The following is a 23850-nucleotide window of genomic DNA, read 5'->3' on the forward strand; positions in this document are numbered from 1 at the left end:
ATGATAAAATTTTATTCGTATTATTGCATCATAATACCGTAAGCACTTCATACTGCGGTCAATTCAAATTAATTATCTACCTATTCTTTTTACAGTATTCCTTAAAATAATTAAATTCATAGAACATTCATGTTTGATATTTCTGCATTAAAAGAAATGAAGCTTTCTGAGCTTCAAGAAATAGCTAAGTTAGCTAAAACAATAAAGATTACTGGTGTCAAAAAAGAGACTTTAATTAGTCAGATTTTAGCACACCAAGAGAGCTCTAATGCGCCAGCTCAAGCTTCTCAAACAGAAGTAGTTTCTGATGCCAAAGAAGATAAACCAAAGCGTGCCAGAATTGCTCCAGCCAAAACAAAAGCAGCAAATACCAAAAATACACCCGTTTTAGAATTTGATAAAGTAGAGGAAACTGTTCAAAAAAACGATGCTGCAGATACAATTGAGCCAATTGCAGAAACGGCGACAGTAGAAGCACAGGATAAAAAAGAGCCAGTAGCAAAAAAAGAGCCTAAAGTTGTAAAATTCAGCAAATCGGCATACGAGAAAAAAGTAGCTCTTAAAAAAGAAAAAGAGGCTGTAAGTGAAGTTCCTGCAGAGGAAAATGTAGAAGCAGCCCCATCAGAGCCAACTACTTCTGAGCCAACAGCCGAAACAGCTGAAAAAACTCCTCAAACTGCTCCAGTTAAAAAGATCAATCCGAATCAGAATAAAAACCAAAATCAAAACCCGAATCAGAATCAAAATCAGAGCGGGAATGGCAATGGAAACGGAAATCACAATAATCAAAATCCTAATCATAAGAATAAAAAGAACAACAATAATTTCAGAGATTCAGACTTTGAATTTGACGGAATTATTGAAAGTGAAGGCGTTCTAGAAATGATGCCTGATGGTTACGGATTTTTACGTTCATCAGATTATAATTATTTAGCTTCTCCAGATGATATTTATTTATCAACTTCACAAATCAGATTATTTGGTTTAAAAACCGGAGATACTGTAAAAGGTGTGGTTCGCCCGCCAAAAGAGGGTGAGAAGTTTTTTCCTTTGGTTCGTGTATTAAAAATTAACGGACACGATCCGCAAGTTGTTCGCGATAGAGTTTCTTTCGAACACTTGACACCAGTTTTCCCTTCAGAAAAATTTAAACTAGCCGAAAAAGGCAGTTCGATTTCAACCAGAATTATAGATTTGTTTTCACCAATTGGTAAAGGTCAGCGTGGTATGATCGTTGCACAGCCTAAAACAGGTAAAACAATGCTTCTTAAAGATATTGCAAATGCAATTGCAGCAAACCATCCTGAAGTTTACTTAATTGTTCTTCTGATTGACGAACGTCCTGAAGAGGTTACCGATATGCAAAGAAGTGTTCGTGGTGAAGTTATTGCTTCAACTTTTGATAGAGAACCACAAGAACACGTGAAAATTGCTAACATTGTTTTGGAAAAAGCAAAACGTTTAGTAGAATGCGGTCACGATGTTGTGATTTTATTAGATTCTATCACACGTTTAGCAAGAGCTTACAACACGGTTCAACCAGCATCTGGAAAAGTATTAAGTGGAGGTGTTGATGCCAATGCATTGCAAAAACCAAAACGTTTCTTTGGAGCTGCTAGAAATGTAGAAAACGGAGGGTCTTTAAGTATCATTGCAACTGCATTAACAGAAACGGGTTCTAAAATGGACGAAGTTATCTTCGAAGAATTTAAAGGAACAGGTAACATGGAGCTTCAATTAGACCGTAAAATTGCAAATAAACGTATTTTCCCTGCAATCGATCTTACGTCGTCAAGTACACGTCGAGATGACTTATTATTAGACGAAAAAACATTACAAAGAATGTGGATTATGCGTAAATATCTTTCAGATATGAATCCAGTAGAATCTATGGATTTTGTAAACGATCGTTTCAAGAAAACAAAAAACAACGAAGAGTTTTTGATTTCGATGAATGACTAGTTAAAGTTGCTAAGCCTCTAAGATTCTAAGGTTTTTAGCTTTGAGTAAATTAGTAAATCAAAAAATATATAGAAACAAAAAAGGATGAGTTTTACTCATCCTTTTTTTATGATCGTTTCTAAAATAAAACTTAGAATCTTAGCATCTCAGCACCTTAGTATCTTTAAAAAACTATTTCTTATCAACTACTGGTCTATTTTCTCTATTAGCTAAATCCCAAGCTACGACAAAAGCCAGTTTTGTTCTTTTGGTTAAAGCATCGTATTCAATTTTTTGAGGTTCGTCGCCTTTTCCGTGGTAATCTTCGTGAACTCCGTTGAAGAAGAAAACAGCTGGAATACCGTGTTTTGCAAAGTTATAGTGGTCAGAACGCTCATAGAAATGGTTTGGATCTTTTGGATCATTAAATTTAAAATCTAAGTCCATTTTGATATATTTTTCATTTTGAGCTACAACTGCATTGTGTAAATCAGAAGATAATCTGTCAGCACCAATTACATAAACGTAGTTGTTTGTATTTGAATGCTCCACATCACGACGTCCGATCATGTCGATGTTGATGTCTGCGATTGTATTGGCAATAGGAAATAATGGATTTTCAGAATAATAACGAGATCCGTGTAAGCCATGCTCTTCACCAGTTACATGAAGAAACAAAATAGAACGTTTTGGGCCGTGTCCTTGTTTTTTAGCTTTAGCAAAAGCTTTAGCCATTTCGATCAACGCTACAGTTCCAGAACCATCATCATCTGCACCGTTGTATACTTCTCCATTTTTGATACCCACATGATCGTAATGTGCAGAAATTACCAAAACTTCATTTGGTTTTTCTGTACCTTCAATGTAAGCCCAGATGTTTTCTGAATCAGGAAGGTTTTGATTGCGTTTTGCATTCATAAATGCTGCAGGAACTGGCTGATAGAAGTCCGATGCTCCTTTTGGAAAAGAAATTCCGCTTTTTTTGTATTGCTCGATCATGTAAAGGCCTGCTTTTTTCTGTCCTTTAGAACCCGTTTCGCGGCCTTCCATTTCGTCAGAAGCAATAGTGTAAAGCATTTTTTTAAGATCTTTTTCACTGATAGCTTTAACATATTTTGACGGATCGGAATTGTCTTTGGCTGTTGTTGACTGCGCGGTTTTACAAGAATACGCAGTAACAACTAATAATAAAATGAGTATTTTTTTCATTCTAGTTAGTGTAAATTAATAAATGTGTAAAGAACGTATAAAGTCAGTAAAAATAGGATAAAAAGAGAATTTATTATAAACAATAAAAAGCTTTTTATAAAAGAGACTATTCTTGATTCGCCATAAAAACGGTGGTGTGCAGGATAAAAATAATAGCACATCCAGATGGTTCCTGCAAATGTTGTAATTGATGATATAAAAGACAGCGGACTATCTTCTCCAAAAAGACCAATCAATCTGTCAACAATAAACATGATGAGGAAAATCAGTAATAGGAAAGAGAAATAGTGTAGTGTGAAAATTCCGTGATCAAAATAATACCATCTTTTTTTGTTGTGAAAAAGCCACAAGAAAAAAGCAAAAAACGGCATGATGATAAACAGAATTTTAGGCAGGTTATGAAAGAACGATTCGACGAATTTTTCATAAATCTCTTTTTTGGTATATTTTTCCGTAACGTGTATTGCTTTTTCTGAAAACCAATACGAAGAAGCATTCAGTTTCTCATTTGGTTTTCCATATTTTTGAATCGAATCAAGTTCTTTCATCGTTTTAAAATGAAAGTATCTTTTGTCGTCCTTTCTGCTTATATTTAGGGTGTCAGTAGCTTTAGAGAGTTCTTTGTTAAGTGCTTCTTCACTTTTATCAATTTTTTCACCTACATTGTTTGGAAACATTGCAATTAATAAAAATGTAATAAAACTTATAAAAATGTAAAGTCGAACTGGTGCAAGATAAGACAAGCGTTTTCCCGAAAGGTATTCTTTAGTAAGCGTGGATGGCTTAAAAAGAAGATTTTTTATTGTTTTCCAAAAAGCATTTTCATAGTGGGTTAAATCTTCAAAAAAGTGAATAAATAAATGATGAAAAGTCTTTCGGCTATCACTATTTTCTTGTCCACAGTTGGGGCAGTATTTCTGCTCCACAACATGTCTGCAATTTAGACAAGTTTTGTCTTCTCTAATTTTGTTATGTGACATTGGTTTTTTTTAATTGATTTGTTCTGGTAGTTTTTAGGTATCTATTTTTTGAAATTATTTTTTCAGGACTTCGTTTAAGAAAAGCTGTAAATGGTCAAAAGATCTTTTTGCAGCGACAGCATTATATGCAGCACCTTTAGAATTATCATTTCCTGCTTCAGGATTTGTAAAAGAATGTACAGCATTTGCATAATAAATCATTTCCCAGTCTGCTTTGCCATCACGCATTTCCTGCTGGAAAGCAGCGATTTCGTCTTTTGAAACAAACGGATCATCGGCTCCATGACAAATAAGAACTTTCGTAGCAATTGGTTCATTTTTTCTGCTGGCATCTTTTCCTAAACCACCGTGAAAGGAAGCAATACCTTTGACATTCAAATGTCCGCGGGCCGCTTCAAGAACACCAGTTCCTCCAAAACAATATCCAATAGCAACAATATTATCGGCATTTGCGCCAGCTTTTACTAATTCTTTCAAAGCAGTATCAATACGTTTTTGATACGCTTCAAAATTTGTTTTATAAAAACCAGCCTGTTTTCCTGCCTCGCTAGTATTTTTAGGATAATTTCCTTCGCCATAAATATCAGCGATAAAAACATGATAGCCCAGTTTAGATAACTCTTCTGCGATTCCTTTAGAAGCATTATCAATCCCAAGCCATGCCGGTAGAAGTAAAATTCCTGGATTGTTACTGCTTTTTTTAGCAGATTTTATAAATAAGCCATTAAGCTGCTGGCTTCCTTCTGTATATTTTACTGGTTTTAATTGCGCATTCATAAGATTTGAGAATAAGATTGCACTGAATAAAATGATTATGGAGTTTTTCATAATTTCTTCAATTTTTAACAAATATCAGAAATATTATGTTACAAAAAAACCTCACAAGTAAATTCTTGTGAGGTTTGTAACCAATACTTTAAAAGAATGGTTTTTCTTTTTATAAGGATATGTTTCGTTTAAAAGCGCAACCCAATTCTACAATAGAATCGGTTTTGTCAATGCCCGGAATTCCGTCGATTTTTTCGTAAAGAATACGACGCATATGTTCATGATTTGTTGCTATGATTTTGATGTAAAGCGTAAAAGAACCTGTTACGTAATAGCATTCGGTAATTTCAGGAATTTCTTTAAGAGCCTCAATAATTCTTTCAGAATCAGAATCTTTATTTAATGTAAGTCCAGTAAAAGAAGCCCAGTCGTAACCAATTTTCTTTTCCTGAATAATAGGTTTTATCCCAGAAATTACACCTTGTTCAATCATTCTGTTAATACGCTGATGCACCATTGTATTTGATATTTTAAGATTAGTGGCGATAGAAGAAAAGGCCATTCTTCCATCTTTTTCTAATTCTTTGATAATGCTAATATCAAATTCGTCTAATAATTCCATTCAATATAAATCGGTTAAAAATTGAGTCTTTGTTATTTATAAAAGTAATTCTTTTTTTTAATAAACAGACACGCAATCGTATTTCGAAAAAAATAAATATGTCTTTTTAAAAGTGCTTAAATTGTGTTTTTGACTTTTATTTTGTTATAATTAAGTCAAAATATCGTTTTTGGGATTGATATTTGTTTAATTTTAATATTTTTGTAGAAATAAAAAGCATATTATGATAAGTACAGAAAAAACACTTTCATCAAAATCAGAAGTTTTGATTGAAAAAGAAAACAAATATGGTGCTCATAATTACCACCCGCTTCCTGTAGTTTTAGAGCGCGGAGAAGGCGTATATGTATGGGATGTTGACGGAAAGAAATATTATGATTTTTTATCTGCTTATTCTGCGGTAAATCAAGGTCATTGCCATCCTAAAATTGTAAATGCAATGGTAGAGCAGGCGCAAAAACTGACTTTGACTTCTCGTGCTTTTTACAATGATAAATTAGGAAACTACGAAGAATATGTAACTAAATATTTTGGTTTCGATAAAGTTCTTCCAATGAATACAGGTGCTGAAGCAGTTGAAACAGCCTTGAAAATCTCAAGAAAATGGGCATACGAAGTAAAAGGAATTCCAGAAAATCAGGCGCAGATTATTGTGTGTGAGAATAATTTTCACGGAAGAACGACAACTATCATTTCATTTTCTAATGATGAAACGGCTCGTAAGAACTTCGGACCTTTTACAGATGGTTTCATCAAAATCGAATATGATAATTTGGAAGCGCTTGAAAACGCTTTAAATTCATCTAAAAATATTGCTGGATTCTTGGTTGAGCCAATTCAGGGTGAAGCAGGAGTTTATGTTCCTTCTGAAGGATATTTAGCGAAAGCGAAAGCACTTTGCGAAAAACACAATGTTCTTTTTATTGCCGATGAGGTTCAAACAGGAATTGCACGTACAGGAAAATTATTAGCTGTTCACCACGAAAATGTACAGCCTGATGTTTTAATTTTAGGGAAAGCGATTTCTGGAGGAGTTTATCCAGTTTCGGCTGTTTTATGTAATGACGAAATCATGAATGTGATTAAACCAGGACAGCACGGATCTACTTTTGGAGGAAATCCTGTTGCAGCGGCCGTAGCGATTGCAGCTTTGGAAGTGATTAAAGATGAAAAACTGGCTGAAAATGCAGAACGTTTAGGAGTTATTTTAAGAGACGGATTAAATAAAATCGCTGAAAAAAATAACCTGATTACGTTGGTTCGCGGAAAAGGACTTTTGAATGCCATCGTAATCAATACAGGTGAAGAATCTGATTTGGCTTGGGAAATTTGCCTTAAATTCAGAGACAACGGATTATTGGCAAAACCAACGCATGGTAACAAAATCAGATTGGCACCGCCTTTGGTAATGACCGAAGAGCAAATTAATGAATGTCTTGAGATTATCGAGAAATCTTTGGAGGAGTTTAAAAATTAATTAATTCTCCGTAACTTTAAGGATATAAAAAGGCGACTGTAATGAAACAATCGCCTTCTGTTTATAATTACTTAAAATATCAAAAAAAGTAACTATTTCTTATGAGTCAGTGTTTTTAAAGCATTGACTCATTTTTATTTTAGAATTTCACTTTCTTCAATTCCCATAAGGTTTTAATAAAAGTATCTACATCTTGAGTTGTATTGTAAAAAGCTAATGAAGGACGAACCGTAGTTTCAACTCCCATTCTGCGTAAAATAGGCTGTGCACAATGATGTCCTGTTCTTACCGCAACGCCTTCTTTGTTCAAGGCCTGTCCGACCTGATCGTTTGAGTAGCCTTGCAGGTTAAAGGACAAAACGCTCGCTTTATCTTTGGCAGTTCCTATTAATCGTACACCTGGAATTTCTTTTATCAAATTCGTGGCATATTCCAATAAATAATGCTCGTATTGCCCAATCGCTTCAATCCCTAGTTTTGTTACATAATCAATAGCAGCGCCAAGACCAATAGCATCGGCAATGTTTCCTGTTCCAGCCTCAAAACGATTCGGTGCTTTATGGTATTTTATTTCCTCAAAAGTCACATCCTGAATCATGTTACCGCCAGATTGATACGGCTGCATTTCGTTCAATAAATCTTCTTTTCCATACAAAGCGCCAATTCCTGTTGGACCAAATAATTTATGTCCAGAGAAAACCAACCAATCCGGATTTAAATGCTGAACATCTACTTTCATGTGCGAAACCGATTGTGCACCATCAATTAAAACTTTTGCTCCGGCAGAGTGTGCCATTTCAACTATTTTTTTGGCTGGAGTTACAGTTCCTAATGCATTCGAAACTTGTGTAAAAGCCACTAAACGAGTTCTCGAATTCAGCAGTTTTGCATATTCATCCAACAAAATCTGACCGTCATCATCAACAGGAATCACTCTTAGCTTCAAACCTTTTTTATCAGCAAGACGTTTCCACGGAACGATATTCGCGTGATGTTCCAAATTACTGACAATAATTTCGTCGCCCGAGTTTAAATTCTGATCGCCCCAAGTTGAAGCAACTAGATTTATTCCTTCGGTTGCACCTCGAACAAAAACAATTTCGTTTACCGAACTGGCATTCAAAAAGGTTTTTACTTTTTCGCGGGCAGCTTCGTAGGCATCAGAGGCGCGAGCAGCTAGTTCGTGTGCGGCACGATGAATATTCGAATTTTCGTGTTCGTAGAAATACGCAATTCTATCAATAACCGATTGTGGTTTCTGAGTCGTTGCGGCGTTGTCAAACCAAACTAGAGGTTTTCCGTTTACGGTTTCTCTCAGAATCGGAAAATCCTTTTTTACCAATTCGGCATTAAAATGATGTCCTTTGAAAAGATTAATTTCTTTAGCATCAAAAGAATTTCCGACGGCGATATTGGTGCTTTTTCTGTCAAATGCAAAAGGATTCTGGTCTAAAAAATAATAGGATGTTGCCGTTTCATTTCCGTTTAACGGAAAATCTTCTCGTTTTTTAAATTGTGTATCAACAAAAGCCAAGGCTGCCTGCAATTCAATTTCAAACGAAGAGTTTTCTGTTTGAAATGGCAGATATTGATTGTTGAGCAACAATGGCGAAAAAGCAGATTCTTGATTCAGTTGCGGATTTCCATTATTTAAATTAATATCATGAAAACCAGTATGCGGATCATCCATGTTTAAATCATGATTTTCCTGAACTCCAGAAGAACTCTTTTCGCCCTTTGGATCAAATCCCGCTCCAGCATTTGGCGGTAAAGCAAAAGCTCCCGTGTTTTCGTAATTGGATACGGTAGGAGAAGCGCCAAACCCGCTAAAGGAATGCTGAACTGGCTGTACATTCGACGGAACTGCTAAAGGAATTTGATCTAATGAACCAATGTTTCCTGTTTGCAAGAACGTTTCTGCAATTTTTGTCGCACGCGGATGCTCAGCTTTATCCGGACTTAACGATATTTCTTTTGGAAATTCGTTAGGAAGTGCCTTGAACAGCTCGTTTGCCAAATGCTGCAAATCGTCTATGTTGGGTAAACCGTTGTTGCTAATATTTGTACTCATGATACTTTCCTATTTCTACATCTTCTAATACAGCTATGGCATCGTCAACCAAAATAGCCAAAGAGCAGTAAAGTGAAACCAGATAAGAAGCAATTGCTTTTTCATTAATTCCCATAAAACGAACTGATAATCCTGGAGATTGTTCGCCTTGCAATCCCGGCTGAATTAATCCGATAACGCCTTGACGGCTTTCGCCTGTACGCAATAATATGATTTTAGATTTTCCTTTTACAATTGGCAGTTTATCTGATGGAATAAGCGGAATTCCTCTCCAAGTTAAAAACTGAGATCCAAATAAAGATGTAGTAGGAGGAGGAACACCACGACGTGTACATTCGCGTCCGAAAGCTGCAATTGCTAATGGATGAAGTAAAAAGAATCCAGGTTCTTTCCAAACCTTTGTAAGCAATTCATCCAAATCATCGGGAGTTGGAGCTCCTGTACGTGTTTTAATGATTTGTGAAGGCACAACATTGCTCAATAAACCATAATCTTTGTTGTTGATTAATTCGCTTTCCTGACGTTCTTTAATCGTTTCAATTGCCAAGCGAAGTTGTTCCGAAATCTGATTATAAGGTTTGCTGTATAAGTCAGAAACACGGGTGTGAACATCAACAATGGTTTGTACTGCCGCAAGATTATATTCTCTTGGATTATCGATATAATCAACAAAAGTATTCGGCAAAACTCTTTCGTCACGAGCAGAACAATCTACTTCGATATGATTGGCATTTTTAACTTTGTTTAAACGAAATACACCCGATTCTACTGGAGTCCAATGTAATAAATGTGTTAGCCATCTTGGTGTTACGGTTCCGATTTGTGGAACGGTACGAGTTGCTATTGCGAGCTGTCTTGCTGCAACATCGCCTAATGCGGTCTGTTGTGGTTTTGTTTCGGCCATTTTTTTGAGTTTTTATAGGTTTATAATTTATTTTTTGATTCCTTAAAGTTATTCATAAATTCTATTCAAACAGCTCATCTACAGATAAATATCTTTCTCCTGAGTTGTAATTGAAAGTTAGGATTGCAGTGTCTTTTGGTGTTTCCCTTTTGTTTTCTGAAAGTGTTTTAATTTTTATTTCGTTCTTATGATACACAATAGAATTTGGAAGAATACTGTTAGTAAGCCAGACATTACCGCCAATAATTGAATTTTTTCCAACGATTGTCTGACCGCCAAGGATGGAGCTGTTGGCATAGATTACTACATTATCTTCAATTGTTGGATGTCTTTTTATAAAAGCATCTTCTTTTTTCACACTCAAAGCCCCAAGCGTAACGCCTTGATAAATTTGTACATCATTGCCAATAATTGTGGTTTCGCCAATTACAATTCCGGTTCCGTGATCAATGGCAAAATTATCTCCGATTTGAGCGCCAGGATGAATTTCTATACTGGTCTTTATGTGTGCATATTCAGATATAGTTCTAGCAAGAAGTTTTAGATCTTGTTCCCATAATTGATGTGAAAATCGATAAACCGCAATAGCAAAAAAGCCGGGATAAGAATACAAGACTTCTTCGAAGGATTTTGCGGCTGGATCTTTTGTAAAAATGGTAAGCGCATCATTTATGGCTTTTTTGTGCAAATGCGGAATGGCTTCAAAAAAGATTTCAGTCTGTTGTCTTGAATCACTTTTGGGAGAAAAATCGGTGACTAGTTCATCAAACTGTTTTTCCAGAAGATTGAATTTATACCTTACAGATGCCTCAGTTTCATAAGTCTTTGTTGTATTTGAATACAGCAGAAGGAAAAAATCATCAATAAATTGATGGATAACTTTTTTTTCTGGGAGGATTAATAATTCCTGATGTTGTCGCGCTATTTCGTGATAAAAAGATTTCATAACAATTGGTTTTTGGTTTGTAATTGAAATTCTTGCCATAACTGATATCTGAATCAAAACCTTTTAAATAGTATTTGATGCCATAATAATCCTCTTGATGAAAAACAGCAAAGTGATTATAGGATTACAGTAGGAAAGTGTTTGGGAAATAAAGAGAATCGCTTTTTGGCTCCCATTTTTTTTAAAATGGAAATCGCTAAAAAGGGAATAGTGAAGGAATTAACAACAGAAACACATACAACAAAATGTATTGTATGTATAATTTTTAGGAAAAATGTGAGACGATATTTTTTCTGCTGTTTTCAAAATGTAGTGCTTTAATTATTTAAATTCTACTAATTCTATAGACAAAGTTATATTTATTATGATAAAATCCAAATCTTTTTTGAAATTTATTTGATACGTTATGAAATTATTCTGTAAAAAATAAAATATTTTGGATTTAATGTGTTGTTTATTAGTGGTTTGTGTTTTGATTTAAGCAATAAAATAAGGTTGAAAAATAAGTTTTTATAACTCATTTTTCAACCCTTAAATGCTTTTTAAAATTCAAAAAAGATAAATCTCCGTAAGATTAGATTATTTCTTAGCAGCAGCGCCCGGAATCAATTCTCCTTTTTGTTTGAATTTGCTGTATTCTACAACTCCTGTTTTATCTGCCCAGTCAAAATATTTGGCCGAAAGATCGTTTACAATTCCAGGATTTTGTGTGGCAACGTTTGTTGTTTCGCCACGGTCTGCTTCAAGATCATAAAGTTCCCATTGGTAAGACGGATAAATAGAAACCAATTTCCATTTTCCTTCTCTAACCGCTCTGTTTCCAGCTCTTTCCCAGAATAAAGGTGCGCCACGGTTTACTTCTGATGCATTATCAAATAAAACGGGCAATAAACTTTTTCCAGGTAGCGGATTAGAAGTTACACCGTTTAACGTTTTAGGATAGTCAATTCCAGCCAATTCGTAGAAAGTAGGAGCAAGGTCAATAATATGTCCTGTTCCTTTATCAATTCTTCCTGCTTTAATTTTAGATGGATACCAAGCGATGAACGGAGAACTGAATCCGCCTTCGTGCATATTGTTTTTATAATCTTGTAAAGGTGTATTAGAAAGATATGCCCAGTTTTGTTCTTGATAATCAAAAGATCCAGAAGTTCCGATTGGCCCGTCGTTACGAACTAAACCTCTTCTTAATGGATTGTACGTATTGAATCCGCCTTGAGCGCCATTGTCTGCAATGAAAATGATTAAAGTGTTTTTATCTTTCTTTAACGCTTTCAATTTATCTAAAACTTTCCCAACGTTTTGATCCATGTTGTCTACCATTGCGGCATAAACCTCCATTTTAGCTTTCCAGAATTGTTTTTCGTCATACGTCAGTTTATCCCATTCTGGAACTTCTGGATCACGAGGTGCAATAGTTTGGTTAGGAAGCAAAATGCCGTTTTCTCTTAACTTCTGAATTCTTTTTTCTCTTAAAGCATCCCAGCCTTCATCAAATTTGCCTCTGTATTTGGCAATATCTACAGGTTTTGCCTGTAAAGGCCAGTGAGGTGCTGTAAAAGCTAAGTATAAAAAGAAAGGTTTATTTTCTTTGTTTTGTTCGTCTAAGAAAGTAACCGCATTGTTTCCGATTTCATCTGTGAAATAGTACGAATCGTCTTTTGGATGCAGTTCTTCATTATTGCGGATCATTTTTACAGGATAAGCCGTTTTCCCGAAAGGAAGTGGTTTGGTATCAAAATAATTCGCAGCACCTTTTAAGATTCCGTAAAACTTATCAAAACCTCTTTGATTTGGCCATTGCGCTTGATCTTCTGAACCTACGTGCCATTTTCCTGACATTAAAGTGCTGTAGCCCCCAGAACGGAAAACTTCACCCAAAGTTAGAGATTCTTTGTTTAGATATCCTTGATAAGCTGGCAGTCCTAAATTCACATCAAAATAACCAACTCCCGCTTTGTGCTGATATTGTCCCGTTAATAAAGAAGCTCTTGTAGGCGCACAAATTGAGTTGTTGTAAAATTCGCGGAGACGAGTTCCTTCTTTTGCTAAACGATCCAGATTTGGCGTTTTAATTTCAGAACCGTAATTCCCTAAATCAGAATATCCCATATCATCCACCATAATCAAAATTACGTTGGGTTTAGATGATGCGGTTTGGGCTTCGGCTTCATAAGAACCTATTATTCCTGTCAATAAAACAGAAAATAAAATGTTTATTCTTTTATTCATCTTATTTATAATTTACTGTTAGTATATTTTTAATTTTATTTCTAACACATAGAGACATAGATTTTATACACGTATTAAGGCGTTTTACTTGTAATAAAGATCATAGCTATGTGTGGAGAAATATATTCTCTTTTTAAATTCTTTTCGAAAGCAAAAAAGTCTATGTCTCTACGTGTTAAAAAACTATCTCCAAGCCGGAACTTGTTTCAAATTTGGATTCAAATCCAGTTCTCTTTGCGGAATAGGAAAGTGAACGTGTTTTGGCTGTGCATTGGTTTTTCCTGCGGCTTTTAATTTAGCTACAAAATAATCTGGGCCTCTTCTTGCCAAATCAAACCAACGCTGATATTCGTAAACCAATTCTTTTCTTCTTTCTTCAAAAACCGCTTCTCTAAACGCGTCTTGACCTAATGCTGGAGAAGTTGTCGCTAATAATTCAACTCCAGCTCTAGTTCTCACTCGGTCAACCGCTGCGTACGCTTCTGGAGTTGGACCTCCATTTTGTTCGTTTAAAGCTTCTGCATAGATCAGCAATACTTCTGCAAAACGTATAATTGGCGTATTTTTAGAAGACTGCCCTGGCGAAGTCGGTGTCGCTGGATCAAAATATTTGTTGAAATGTGGCGTAACTTTATACGTTTTTCCATCGGTCGGACTTACAAATTCGACTGCAAAAGTGATGTACTTTCTTTTGTCTGTTTCAGCGAACGCTTCAAAAAGTTTACCTTCCTTGTGCAATGCATCTGCTTGATCTCCTGCAATTCCAGGAACCGAAGTTGGCGCTGCTGTAGAAGCCAGCATATTTCCGTTCCAGTTGGTTAATCCTTTAAATTGAGCTGAGAAAATATGTTCTTTTCCGTTTTTGGTTGCTACATTAAAGACATCAGCATAATTTTCGAATAAATCATAAACTTTACTGTCAATGATTTCTTTGCTTTTTTCGGCTGCTTTCTGCCATTTTTTTTCAGTTAAATATACTTTTGCTAAAATACTTTTTGCAGCGCCAGCCGTTACTCGGCCTTTATTTTGCTGCACTACAGGAAGTGCTTCGGCATCAATTAGATCATTTTCGATCTGCGTATAAACATCTGCTTCAGGTGTATTGCTGACATTGATTGCTTCTGGTGTTAAAACTGTTGTTTCGTGTAAAACCAACGGAACATCTCCAAACCATCGTACTAAATTAAAGTATAAAAGCGCTCTTAAGAACTTTGCTTCGTTAATTAAATCTTTGTCTTTCTGTGAATTAAGATTTGGATTCTTCCCGATATTGTCAATTGCAACATTTGCTCTATTGATTCCGTCATAGCTTTGTCGCCATAACTCAATCATACGGTCGTTTGAAGCATCATGCGTTAAATTGGACAAAGCCCTAACATGTGCATTTCTTGCTCTTGGTCCTGCTTCATAATCATCTGTTGCCATTTCGGTCGCAATCTGAATTAAACGATTGTACAATGTATGCGTAGAACTGTTTATGGCATTATGAATAGCAATAACGGCAGCATCAGCATCTTCGGTGGTTTTATAAAAATTGGTAGACGAAATAAAAGCTTTTGGATCTTCGTCTAAAGAATTGCAGGCACTCACTAAAAAGAGTACCGCTAAACTGAATATTATATTTTTTTTCATGATAAGTCTTTTAGAATGTTACGATTAAACCGCCTGAAATTGTTTTAGAAGCTGGATAAATTCCGGTATCTGTTCCCGGAGAAATTGTCGTTCCGTTTGTTACTTCAGGATCGTAGCCAGTATATTTTGTCCACGTTAATAAGTTCTCTCCAATTACTCTAAATTTTACGGAGGTCAAACTTAATTTCTCCGATACTTTTTTAGGAAGATTGTAGCTTAAAGCAATATTTTTTAATCTCACGAAAGAGCCATCTTCTACAAATCGATTAGAGAAAACCGGTGCAGGATCTAATTTTGCTCTTGGCGTTGTATTACTCGGATTTGTTGGTGTCCAAGCATCCAATGCTGAGGTTGATGCATTTTGCTGTCCGTTATACAATTCCAGTGCTTGTAGGTTTCCGTTTAAGATTTTATTTCCAACCGAACCATTCACTAAAATGGCTAGTTCAAAACCTCGGTAAGTGAAATTATTAGAGAATCCGAAAACAAAATCAGGCTGTGCATCGCCAATACTTGTTCTGTCTGCAGCGGTTGTAAATGCTCCGTCTCCGTTAATGTCTTTATACAAACGATCTCCCGCTTTTGGCGTTGCATTTCCGGTATAAACTCCTTTTGTAGCCACTTCGTCTGTTTGTAAAATTCCGTCAGTTACGGCACCGTAGAAAGTTCCCAATGATTGTCCGACTTTTAAAATATAGTTTCCGAAAGTGTAAAATTCGGCACCATTTCCTAAAGCAATGATTTTGTTTTGGTTGAAAGCAATATTAAAGTTCGATGTCCAAGAAAAAGCAGTATTTCCAAGAGAAGCATTCAAGCCAAATTCAATTCCCTGATTTCTTACAGATCCAAAATTTTGAAGTGAAGAAGTAAATCCTGTTGTGTACGGAAGCTGAACGTCTAACAATAAATCTTTGGTGGTTTTGCGATACACATCAACCGTTAAATTCAATTTATCATTAAAGAATCCAACATCAATACCAGCATCAAACTGGTTCGTTAATTCCCATCCTAAATTGTTGTTTGAAATTCGCGTAGGCGTAAAACCGGTATAAATCTGGTCTCCAAAAAGATATTTTACACTCGTCAAAGTAGATAAAGACTGGTATTCTCCAATTTCCTGATTTCCTGTAGCACCCCAGCTTGTTCTGATTTTTAAACTATTGATAACGTCTTTTACAGGATTAAAAAACGATTCGTTACTAATCTGCCAAGCTGCGGCAACAGAAGGGAAATAACCCCATTTATTGTCTTTTCCAAAACGCGAAGAACCATCGGCACGAATACTTCCTGTTAAGAAATATTTCGAATCGTAATTGTAATTTACCCTTGATAAGAACGAATTTAACGCCCAAGTGCTTTCTCCAGAGGTTGGCATTAAAGCCACATTTCCGCTTTGTAAACTGTAATAACCTGTAATATCATTTACATATTGCTGCGATCCAGAAGTGTTAAATTCTCTGGTTGAGCTTTGCTGTGTATAACCCGCCAAAGCATTCAGATGATGTTTTTCACCAATTATTGTTGTATACGTTAAGGTGTTTTCGTTTAACCAGCTGCTAGAATCGGCAGTTCCAATTTTTCCTTCTCCGTTGGTAATAGAACCTTCATAAATGCTAGAGGGTAAATAGCTTTTTTCTTTGTTGAAAATCATATCGGTTCCAAAAGAAACTTTCAAAACTAGATTTTTCAAAATATCATATTCACCGTAGATAGTTCCTAAAATACGATCGGTAATAGATTGGTTTTTGCGTTCGTTTAATGTCGCGATCGGATTGGCAAAAATATTCTCAAACGGATTTCTTAAAGTATAACTTCCGTCTGGTTCGTAAATCGTTGCAGTAGGAGGCATGCTCAATAAAGCGGTAACCAAGCCACTCGGCGCTACTTTCGATTTGGTTTCGGCAATCGTTAAGTTCAAACCAAATCTTGCTTTACTGCTTATTTTTGAATTTAAATTAACACGTCCGCTGAAACGTTCAAAACCTGTATTTTTTATGATTCCTTCCTGATTGTAATAGTTTCCAGAAACCGCATATTTGGTCTGATTGTTTCCGCCAGAAACACTTAATTGGTGATTTTGTGTCAATCCTTTTTGGAAAGCAGCATCTTGCCAATCGGTTCCTTTTCCTAATTGGGCAATTTGTGCATCGGTCAGATATTGGTTTGGTCCGCCTGCTGGATTGGAATCATACAAAGCGGCATTTCTTAATCTCGAAAAACCTTGTGCGTCTAGAACATCAACTTTTTTACGAACCGACTGCTGGCCGATTGTAAAATCATAATTTACAGTTGTAGCAGTATTTGAACCTTTTTTGGTTGTGATAATAACAACTCCGTTTGCTCCTCTAGAACCGTAAATGGCTGTTGAAGAAGCGTCTTTTAAAACCGTAATCGATTCGATGTCTGACGGATTTATGGTTGAAAGTGGATTGGTTGGCGTACCGCTCAAAACACCAGAAGTGACTTCTGAATTGTATAAAGGAAATCCGTCGATGACATACAAAGGCTCATTTCCACCCTGAATTGAACTTCCTCCACGAATACGAATACTCATACCAGCGCCCGGCTGACCCGAAGTTTGTGTTACGTTAACACCCGCAACAGAACCTTGAAGCGAACTTTCTAATGTTTTCTGAGTCGCTTTTAATGACATCTGAGCTACGGTTTCGGCGGCTCCAGTATAATCTTTTTTAGAAGTGCTTCCGTATCCAATAATGACGATTTCATTCAATTCTTTTACATCTTCTTTTAGCGAAATCTGAATGAAATCTTTGGTTGCGATATGCTCTGCGGTAACGTAACCTAAATAGCTTACAATTAAAGTATAAGGGAATTTTTGTCCCGTTTGAAAATAGAATTTTCCGTCTAAATCGGTTACAGAACTATGAGTTGTTCCTTTGATCTGAATCGTTACGCCAGGAATGGGCTGATTGGTAACTTGATCTACGACTGTACCATTTAAGGTCGAATTAATTAAGGGCTGTGTATTTTGTGCTTTAATTCCGATCGAAATTAAGAATACAAAAAGCCACAAAAAGGCATGTAATTGCTTGTTCATTACTTTTTTGGATTTAAATAATAAAGCGGTACGGAAAATTGGTTTTCCAATTTCCGAAGGCTTTCTTTAGTGATAAATGTTCTTTGAGTCTTGCCATTTCTGTTGCCGCAGAAATGGTTTTTACTATGAAAGGATAGGGCAGTGCATTATTTTCATTTTGTAATCTTGTTTAGTTATTATTTTTTTTAGTTAATATGGTTTTGACATAGTTAATTGTTCAATACTTTTGGTATTAATCGTTTGTTGTCAAGATGTAATTTAGTTTGTGATTTTATTTTCGATAAGAAACGAAAATGGAGATTGGATTTTTAACAGCACATGCACATATAACAAAAAGTGCTATGTGTGAATTTTTCAGGAAGAATGTAATGCGATGTGTAAGCTGTTGTTTTCAAAATGTAGTTCTTTATTGTTTAAACTCTACTAATCCTATAGACAAAGTTAATTTTATTATAATGAAAACCAAAAGATTATTTAATTTTTTTGAAAAAAAGTATATTTAAAGAACTTTAAATATATTTTAAGTGTTTTTAAATCGCTGTAAACTAGTTATTTATTGTTTTTGTTTTAAAAAATAAAAGTAGATGTCAACTATTTTGTTTATACAGTTTTTACTTGCTTTTTTTAATAAACACAGATCAGCGGGAATTTTTAATATTCCGTAGGAATATCTCGTCGGTAGAAAAAAAATGTTCGGTATCGTGTGTCCTGTAAGGACACTTGATTTTATAGAAATAAATGCATTTGTGAATAAATTCCAAACGTTCCTACGGAACGTATATTCAAAATTCAAATTAATTCTATCAACCAGACATTCCTATGGAATGTAATAGGATTTTAAAAGTATCAAACCCGACAGGTTTTTAAAACCTGTCGGGTTTGATATAGAATAGTAATGCTATTTTTAAGGTTTAAAAAGCAAAAAAGCGATAATCAATGTTATAATGATATTAAAGAATTGCGCAGCGAGAAAAGCTATTAAAGGTTTTCTGCTATTGTTTTGAAGTAAATCTTTAAAATTGGTTTCCAATCCAATACTTGTAAAAGCCAATGCAAACCAAAGTCCTTGGAGATTTTTTAAACTTTCTTTTAGTTCATCGCGAGTTTCTGGTGCAACAAAAAATGAAAAAACAATAGAAGCTGCAATAAAACCAATGACAAACTTTGGAAAACGTTCCCAGATTACGCCGAGAGTTGGTTTCGATTTTTGAATTTCAGAAGACTGATTATGAGTGTAAGTCCAATAAATAGAAATGGCAAATGCGGCTATACCCAATAAAACATTTTGAGAAAATTTGACAATTGTACTTATTTTTAAAGCTGTTTCGCCAACCAAAGTTCCAGATGCGACGACAGCTCCAGAAGTATCAATACTTCCGCCGAGCCAAGCGCCAGTAACTTCTTCTGGAAAATTAAAATGACTGGCAATGATCGGCATAAAAATCATCATGGGAATGGCAGTTACTAAAACCATCGAAATAACATAAGACAGTTTTTTAGAATCTCCTTTTATCGCGCCCGAAGTTGCGATTGCAGCCGAAACGCCACAGATAGAAACCGCGCTTGAGATCATCATGGTCAATTCGTCGTCGACTTTTAGTTTTTTACATAACCAAAAGGCAAAATACCAAACGGATAAAACTACGATCAAAGCCTGAATTAAACCTAATGAACCCGCTTTTAAAATATCAGAAAAAATAACACTTGTTCCCAATAAAACCAATCCGATTTTGACAAAAAGTTCGGTTGATAAAGCAGAACGAAACCATTCTGGAAGTTGGAAGAAATTTCCAATTATCAATCCGATGACTAAACTGAAAATAACTGCTTCTAGATTTAGCGCTTTTACTTCAGAATTTCCTGCAATGATTATGGCGATTATGGTCAAGAGATAAATGATTGGAAATCCGAAAATGAAATTTTTAACTGATTTTCCAACTAAGAAAGTGCCGATTACTCCAATAGAAATAAAATAAAGAAATTGAACACCAATGGTTTGAATGTTTTTTATTTCGAAAACATTATTTATTAAGTCTGTTCCGCTCGTCCATTTAAAAACGGGAACTTCTGGCAGAAAAATAAAGAGAGAAATTCCGATAATTAGAAAACCGAGAATAACGACGGTCCAATCTTCGTGAATTGTAAATTTTGTAGAGGTTGACATTTTATTCTTAATTAATTTGTTATCCTAACAGGTTTTAAAAACCTGTTAGGTATTATTTGTAGGGAATTAAATAATAACTGCTATGTAGTTGATTTTGAATCTGTGTAGGTTTTCTGTTTTACCTGTACTGACTTAAAAGTAAATACCTAACAGGTTTTTAAAACCTGTTAGGATATTAGAATTATTAAGTCTGTAATGTTTGTAGATTGGTTACAAATCGACAAAGTATTTTTGTTTGCCAAAGTCAAATTCGTAATAGGTTAAATTAGGCCAAAGCGGCTTAATTAATCCTTTTTCCCAGTTTTGTAAAGCGGCTTGTAATTCCTTTACTTTTTCAGGATTTTTTTGTGAGAGGTCTGTTTTTTCAAATTTATCAGAAGCAAGGTTGTAGAGCCATTTTTCATGGGTTCTTCCGCTGATGACTAATTTCCAGTCGCCGCTTCTAATGGCTTTTGCATCGCCCGAACGCCAGTATAAATCTTTGTGAGCAACTTTATTTTCATTTACCGTTTTTACTAAATCAACTCCGTCATAAACTCGATCTTTAGGTAAATCAGAACCAATCGCTGATGCAATGGTTGTGAAAATATCTAAAGTGCTTATAGGATTTTTATAAACAGTGTGAGGTTTGATTTTTCCTTTCCACGAAAGTGCAAAAGGAACATTGATTCCGCCTTCAAAATGAGAAAATTTACCACCCTTTAAAGGTGCATTTGTTGTGGCAAAAGTATAATCAGCGCCTCCATTATCGCTTGCAAAAACGATTAAAGTATTTTCTTCAAGACCTTCTTTTTTGATTTTTTCACGGATTCTTCCAATTGCATCGTCTAAAGCACTGATCATAGCAAAATAAACGCGTTTGTTTTCATCTTTTACATTCGGAAAACGATCGTAATATTTTTTACGAACCTGAAATGGCGTATGTGGCGCATTAAAGGGAATATAAAGTAAGAAAGGTTTAGATTTATTTTTATCAATAAAAGTTTCTGCTTCCTCTGCAAATTTTTCGGTTAAATAGGCTTTTTCATCAATGATTGTGCTGTCTCGGCGAATCTGTCCAATTCCGACACGACCTTTGCCCCAAATCATTTTATCGGTAAAATCTTTATGATGATGATTGATGATGTCTGGATTATTATCTTCTGGAGCAAATAAGGAGAACGCCTGATAAAATCCGTAATGATAATCGAAGCCACGGTCCAGAGGAAAAAATCCTTTATTATGTCCCAAATGCCATTTCCCAATAATTCCTGTAGCGTAACCTTGTCTTTTGGCTAAGTCGGCAAAAGTAATTTCAGATTTCGGAAGTCCTTGTGTTGCAATTGAGGCATCATTTGGATATTCGATTTTATCGTTTAATCTCCAGCTATTTGTGTTGACTAAATACTTAAAAGCATAATATTCCAAATTGTTTTTAGGATAGCGATCTCCTGGCTGATACTCATGCCCAAAACGCTCCTGATATCTTCCTGTGATTAATCCGGCGCGCGAAGGCGAACAAATTGCAGCCGATGCATATCCGTCGGTAAAAGTAACTCCCGAAGCCGCCAAAGAATCAATCTGTGGAGTAGGAGTCGATTTTCCGCCATAGAGCGAAATATCATATTTGCCTAAATCATCGGCAAGGAGAATAATGATGTTTGGCTTTTTTACTGTAGAATCAGATGGAGCTTTTGAGGCTAAAAAGGCTTTTTTCCCTTCGGCAAGTTTTTGATCTTCTTTGACTAATGTTCCGTCTGTATTAATTGGCCAGAATAAAAATGCTGCCAGAATGAGAAGCACTAGTAAAATAAGGGTAACAATTTTGGTTATTTTTTTATAGGTTGCCATAGTTTGGTTTTTGGTTGGGTTTTAGTGGAATTGAAGTCTATAAGAACTTTGTCAAAGTTTTACACGCATTTTTGTCATTCCGAGGAACGAGGACACGAGCGAGAGCGAACTGGCGAAGCAAATCTCCGCAAGAAACTCTATAAAGATTGTCGATTTTGATTGCGGGCTTCGACTTCGCTCAGCCTGACAAACTGTGCGGTTCAAAAGCGTTACTTAGAAGCCAACGCAACATCAACTTCACTTTTCAAATCATTTATACCTTCTTTCTTAAAAACAATTTTACCATTCTCATATAAAATTAAAGTCGGGAAAACTTTTACTGTTTTTAAATCGGCAATAACTTGCGGACTGTCTTCCAATTCGATTTCTACGATTTTTAAATGGGTTCCGTATTCAGATCTGATGGTTTCTAAAACTGGTTTTACTTTTTTACAAGGCGCGCAGTATTTGGAACCAATATCAACCAAAACCGTTTTGTTATCGGCAATAATTTTATTGAATTCTGCCAGAGACAATTTACTTTTTAGATTCGAATAAAAAGGTTTTCCGTTTCCGATCCAGTTGGCAATTCCGCCCTCTAAACTATAGGCTTCAGAAAAGCCATTTTTTAACAATTCTTTTTCTAAAGCCACACTTCGGCCAGCTCCGATAGAATAAATAAAAACGGGTTTAGTTTTATCTAATTTAGCAACAGATTGCGCGTAGTTTTCAGATTGAAGATTAAAGTTTACAGCGCCTTCAATATGATTCAAAGCAAATTCTTCAGAAGTTCTTGCATCAACAATCTGCGGATTTTTTTGACTTTTTATTTTCGAATAAAATGAATCTAACGACAATGAGCTATGAATTTCATTTTGCGAAAAAGCAGCAACTGCCCATAAAAAGGCAATTGCTGTTATACTGTTTTTAAAGATTTGATTTTTCATATCAGTAACTATTATACTTGTTCTAATACTGGAGTAGGAGTTTCTTCAGGAGCAACCGTTTTAGGTTTTAATGGAAATGATAATACTCCCTCGGCAAGAGAACTTCCTTCTTTTTTAGATTTAAAAATTGGCCAAAGAAATTGCGCATACCATTCTTCTTGTTTGTACGATTTTGTTCCGAATGTTTTTGGATATTTACGGGTTATTAGTCCTGTTCCAAAAATGATATCCCAGATAAAAAACATGTTTCCGAAATTGCCTTTAAAATGCCCAACTCCGTCTCCGCTTGTATCTGCATGATGCGCTTGATGTGTTGCAGGAGTAGAAATCAGTCTTTCTAAAACCCATGCAATTGGATGTAGTACTCTGTATTTGTAAAAAGGTTTGTCCCATGGAATGCTTGAGTGCGCGCCTAAAGTGATGAAACTTTTAATTACTAAAACAAATAAAGCAGGAAGACCTAAACCTAGATAGGTTAAAGTTGCTGTCAAATAAATTTGAGAAAAGAAAAGCGTGTAAATAAAGTTTTGTCTAGAAGCCATCGCCATTCCCATATACGGAGCTGAATGATGTGTTCTATGAAAACGCCATAAAAACGGGACTTGATGATGCAGTCTGTGATACCAATATTGCGTTAAATCGTCTGCAATGGCAATTAAGAAAAAGCCTCCCCAAAACGGAACCCATGATAATGAGTTTGCTAAGTTTGGCAGTAAATAAGGCAAAGCAGTTAAACTAAAAAAAGCAATTACAGGAGGCAAAAGCAATTTTGGAGCTAAGAAACAAACGATATCTATTTTACGTTCTTCGCCTGTCCATTCGTCATCGTATAAACCTGCTGCAAATTCTATAACTCCCAAAACAAGCATAAATACCGTTAATCCCCAAGTTCTGATATTAGCAAAAACGGGTTGTGCAAATTCTAAAAACGAAGGCAGTGTAATATGCGATTCACTTACAGCTCCACCCGTTAATTTAAAATAAAGATAAATTGCCACTACAGGCAATGAATAAATGAAGAAACTTATTGTTAAGTCTCTCGTTAATTTTTCTTTCTGAACTATAGCCATGATTTCTTATTTTAAAAATT

General features: G+C 35.4%; 16 protein-coding genes. 2 read left to right on the plus strand and 14 right to left on the minus strand.

Going from position 1 to position 23850, the window contains the following annotated elements; all coding sequences use genetic code 11:
- Nucleotides 1–129: 129 nt before the first annotated feature.
- Nucleotides 130–1962 (plus strand): transcription termination factor Rho, encoded by a 1833-nt coding sequence (gene rho / locus ACFO3N_RS03505; protein WP_379795253.1) that lies wholly within the window; start codon nt 130–132, stop codon nt 1960–1962.
- A gap of 171 nt (nt 1963–2133) precedes the next feature.
- On the opposite strand, the gene ACFO3N_RS03510 is transcribed toward rho, so the two are convergent.
- The 4 genes from ACFO3N_RS03510 to ACFO3N_RS03525 form a co-directional block, all read right to left on the minus strand.
- Nucleotides 2134–3150 carry a M28 family peptidase gene (locus ACFO3N_RS03510; RefSeq protein ID WP_379795254.1) on the minus strand — a complete coding sequence of 339 codons (1017 nt, stop codon included), beginning with the start codon at nt 3148–3150 and terminating at the stop codon, nt 2134–2136.
- 5 nt (nt 3151–3155) lie between these two features.
- Complete coding sequence (locus tag ACFO3N_RS03515; RefSeq protein WP_379795255.1) at nt 3156–4130, minus strand: DUF3667 domain-containing protein; 975 nt, start codon at nt 4128–4130, stop codon at nt 3156–3158.
- A gap of 54 nt (nt 4131–4184) precedes the next feature.
- Nucleotides 4185–4958, minus strand: a complete 774-nt coding sequence (locus ACFO3N_RS03520) for a dienelactone hydrolase family protein (protein WP_379795256.1) — start codon at nt 4956–4958, stop codon at nt 4185–4187.
- A 109-nt stretch (nt 4959–5067) separates the two neighbouring features.
- Nucleotides 5068–5520, minus strand: a complete 453-nt coding sequence (locus tag ACFO3N_RS03525) for an Lrp/AsnC family transcriptional regulator (protein WP_095928823.1) — start codon at nt 5518–5520, stop codon at nt 5068–5070.
- A 223-nt stretch (nt 5521–5743) separates the two neighbouring features.
- Here ACFO3N_RS03525 and rocD point away from each other — a divergent pair, with 223 nt between their 5' ends.
- The gene (rocD, locus tag ACFO3N_RS03530) at nt 5744–6997 is read left to right on the plus strand and encodes an ornithine--oxo-acid transaminase (protein WP_379795257.1); all 1254 of its coding nucleotides are present in this window, start codon (nt 5744–5746) and stop codon (nt 6995–6997) included.
- Nucleotides 6998–7136: 139 nt separating this feature from the next.
- Here rocD and ACFO3N_RS03535 read toward each other — a convergent pair whose 3' ends face one another.
- The 10 genes from ACFO3N_RS03535 to ACFO3N_RS03580 form a co-directional block, all read right to left on the minus strand.
- Nucleotides 7137–9068: a family 2A encapsulin nanocompartment cargo protein cysteine desulfurase gene (locus tag ACFO3N_RS03535; protein ID WP_379795258.1), complete on the minus strand. Its 1932-nt coding sequence runs from the start codon at nt 9066–9068 to the stop codon at nt 7137–7139.
- The gene (locus ACFO3N_RS03540; protein ID WP_095928820.1) at nt 9052–9972 is read right to left on the minus strand and encodes a family 2A encapsulin nanocompartment shell protein; all 921 of its coding nucleotides are present in this window, start codon (nt 9970–9972) and stop codon (nt 9052–9054) included. The genes ACFO3N_RS03535 and ACFO3N_RS03540 overlap by 17 nt, the downstream gene beginning before the upstream one ends.
- Before the next feature lie 61 nt (nt 9973–10033).
- Complete coding sequence (locus tag ACFO3N_RS03545; protein WP_379795259.1) at nt 10034–10918, minus strand: serine O-acetyltransferase; 885 nt, start codon at nt 10916–10918, stop codon at nt 10034–10036.
- Between the two features lie 579 nt (nt 10919–11497).
- Entirely contained in the window at nt 11498–13150 is a 1653-nt protein-coding gene (locus ACFO3N_RS03550) for an arylsulfatase (RefSeq protein WP_379795260.1), read from the minus strand.
- 183 nt (nt 13151–13333) lie between these two features.
- On the minus strand, nt 13334–14782 hold the full coding sequence (locus tag ACFO3N_RS03555; RefSeq protein ID WP_379795261.1) for a RagB/SusD family nutrient uptake outer membrane protein: 1449 nt from the start codon (nt 14780–14782) through the stop codon (nt 13334–13336).
- Nucleotides 14783–14792: 10 nt separating this feature from the next.
- A complete protein-coding gene (locus tag ACFO3N_RS03560) occupies nt 14793–17840 on the minus strand; it encodes a SusC/RagA family TonB-linked outer membrane protein (RefSeq protein WP_379795262.1) in 3048 nt (1015 codons plus the stop codon).
- 904 nt (nt 17841–18744) lie between these two features.
- On the minus strand, nt 18745–20004 hold the full coding sequence (locus tag ACFO3N_RS03565) for a YeiH family protein (protein WP_379795263.1): 1260 nt from the start codon (nt 20002–20004) through the stop codon (nt 18745–18747).
- 210 nt (nt 20005–20214) lie between these two features.
- Nucleotides 20215–21834 (minus strand): sulfatase-like hydrolase/transferase, encoded by a 1620-nt coding sequence (locus ACFO3N_RS03570; RefSeq protein ID WP_379795264.1) that lies wholly within the window; start codon nt 21832–21834, stop codon nt 20215–20217.
- A 209-nt stretch (nt 21835–22043) separates the two neighbouring features.
- Entirely contained in the window at nt 22044–22760 is a 717-nt protein-coding gene (locus ACFO3N_RS03575) for a thioredoxin domain-containing protein (protein WP_379795265.1), read from the minus strand.
- Nucleotides 22761–22771: 11 nt separating this feature from the next.
- The gene (locus ACFO3N_RS03580; RefSeq protein WP_379795266.1) at nt 22772–23830 is read right to left on the minus strand and encodes a sterol desaturase family protein; all 1059 of its coding nucleotides are present in this window, start codon (nt 23828–23830) and stop codon (nt 22772–22774) included.
- Nucleotides 23831–23850 lie beyond the last annotated feature (20 nt).

This window comes from Flavobacterium chungangensis (genome assembly GCF_042654045.1).
Lineage (GTDB): Bacteria > Bacteroidota > Bacteroidia > Flavobacteriales > Flavobacteriaceae > Flavobacterium > Flavobacterium chungangensis.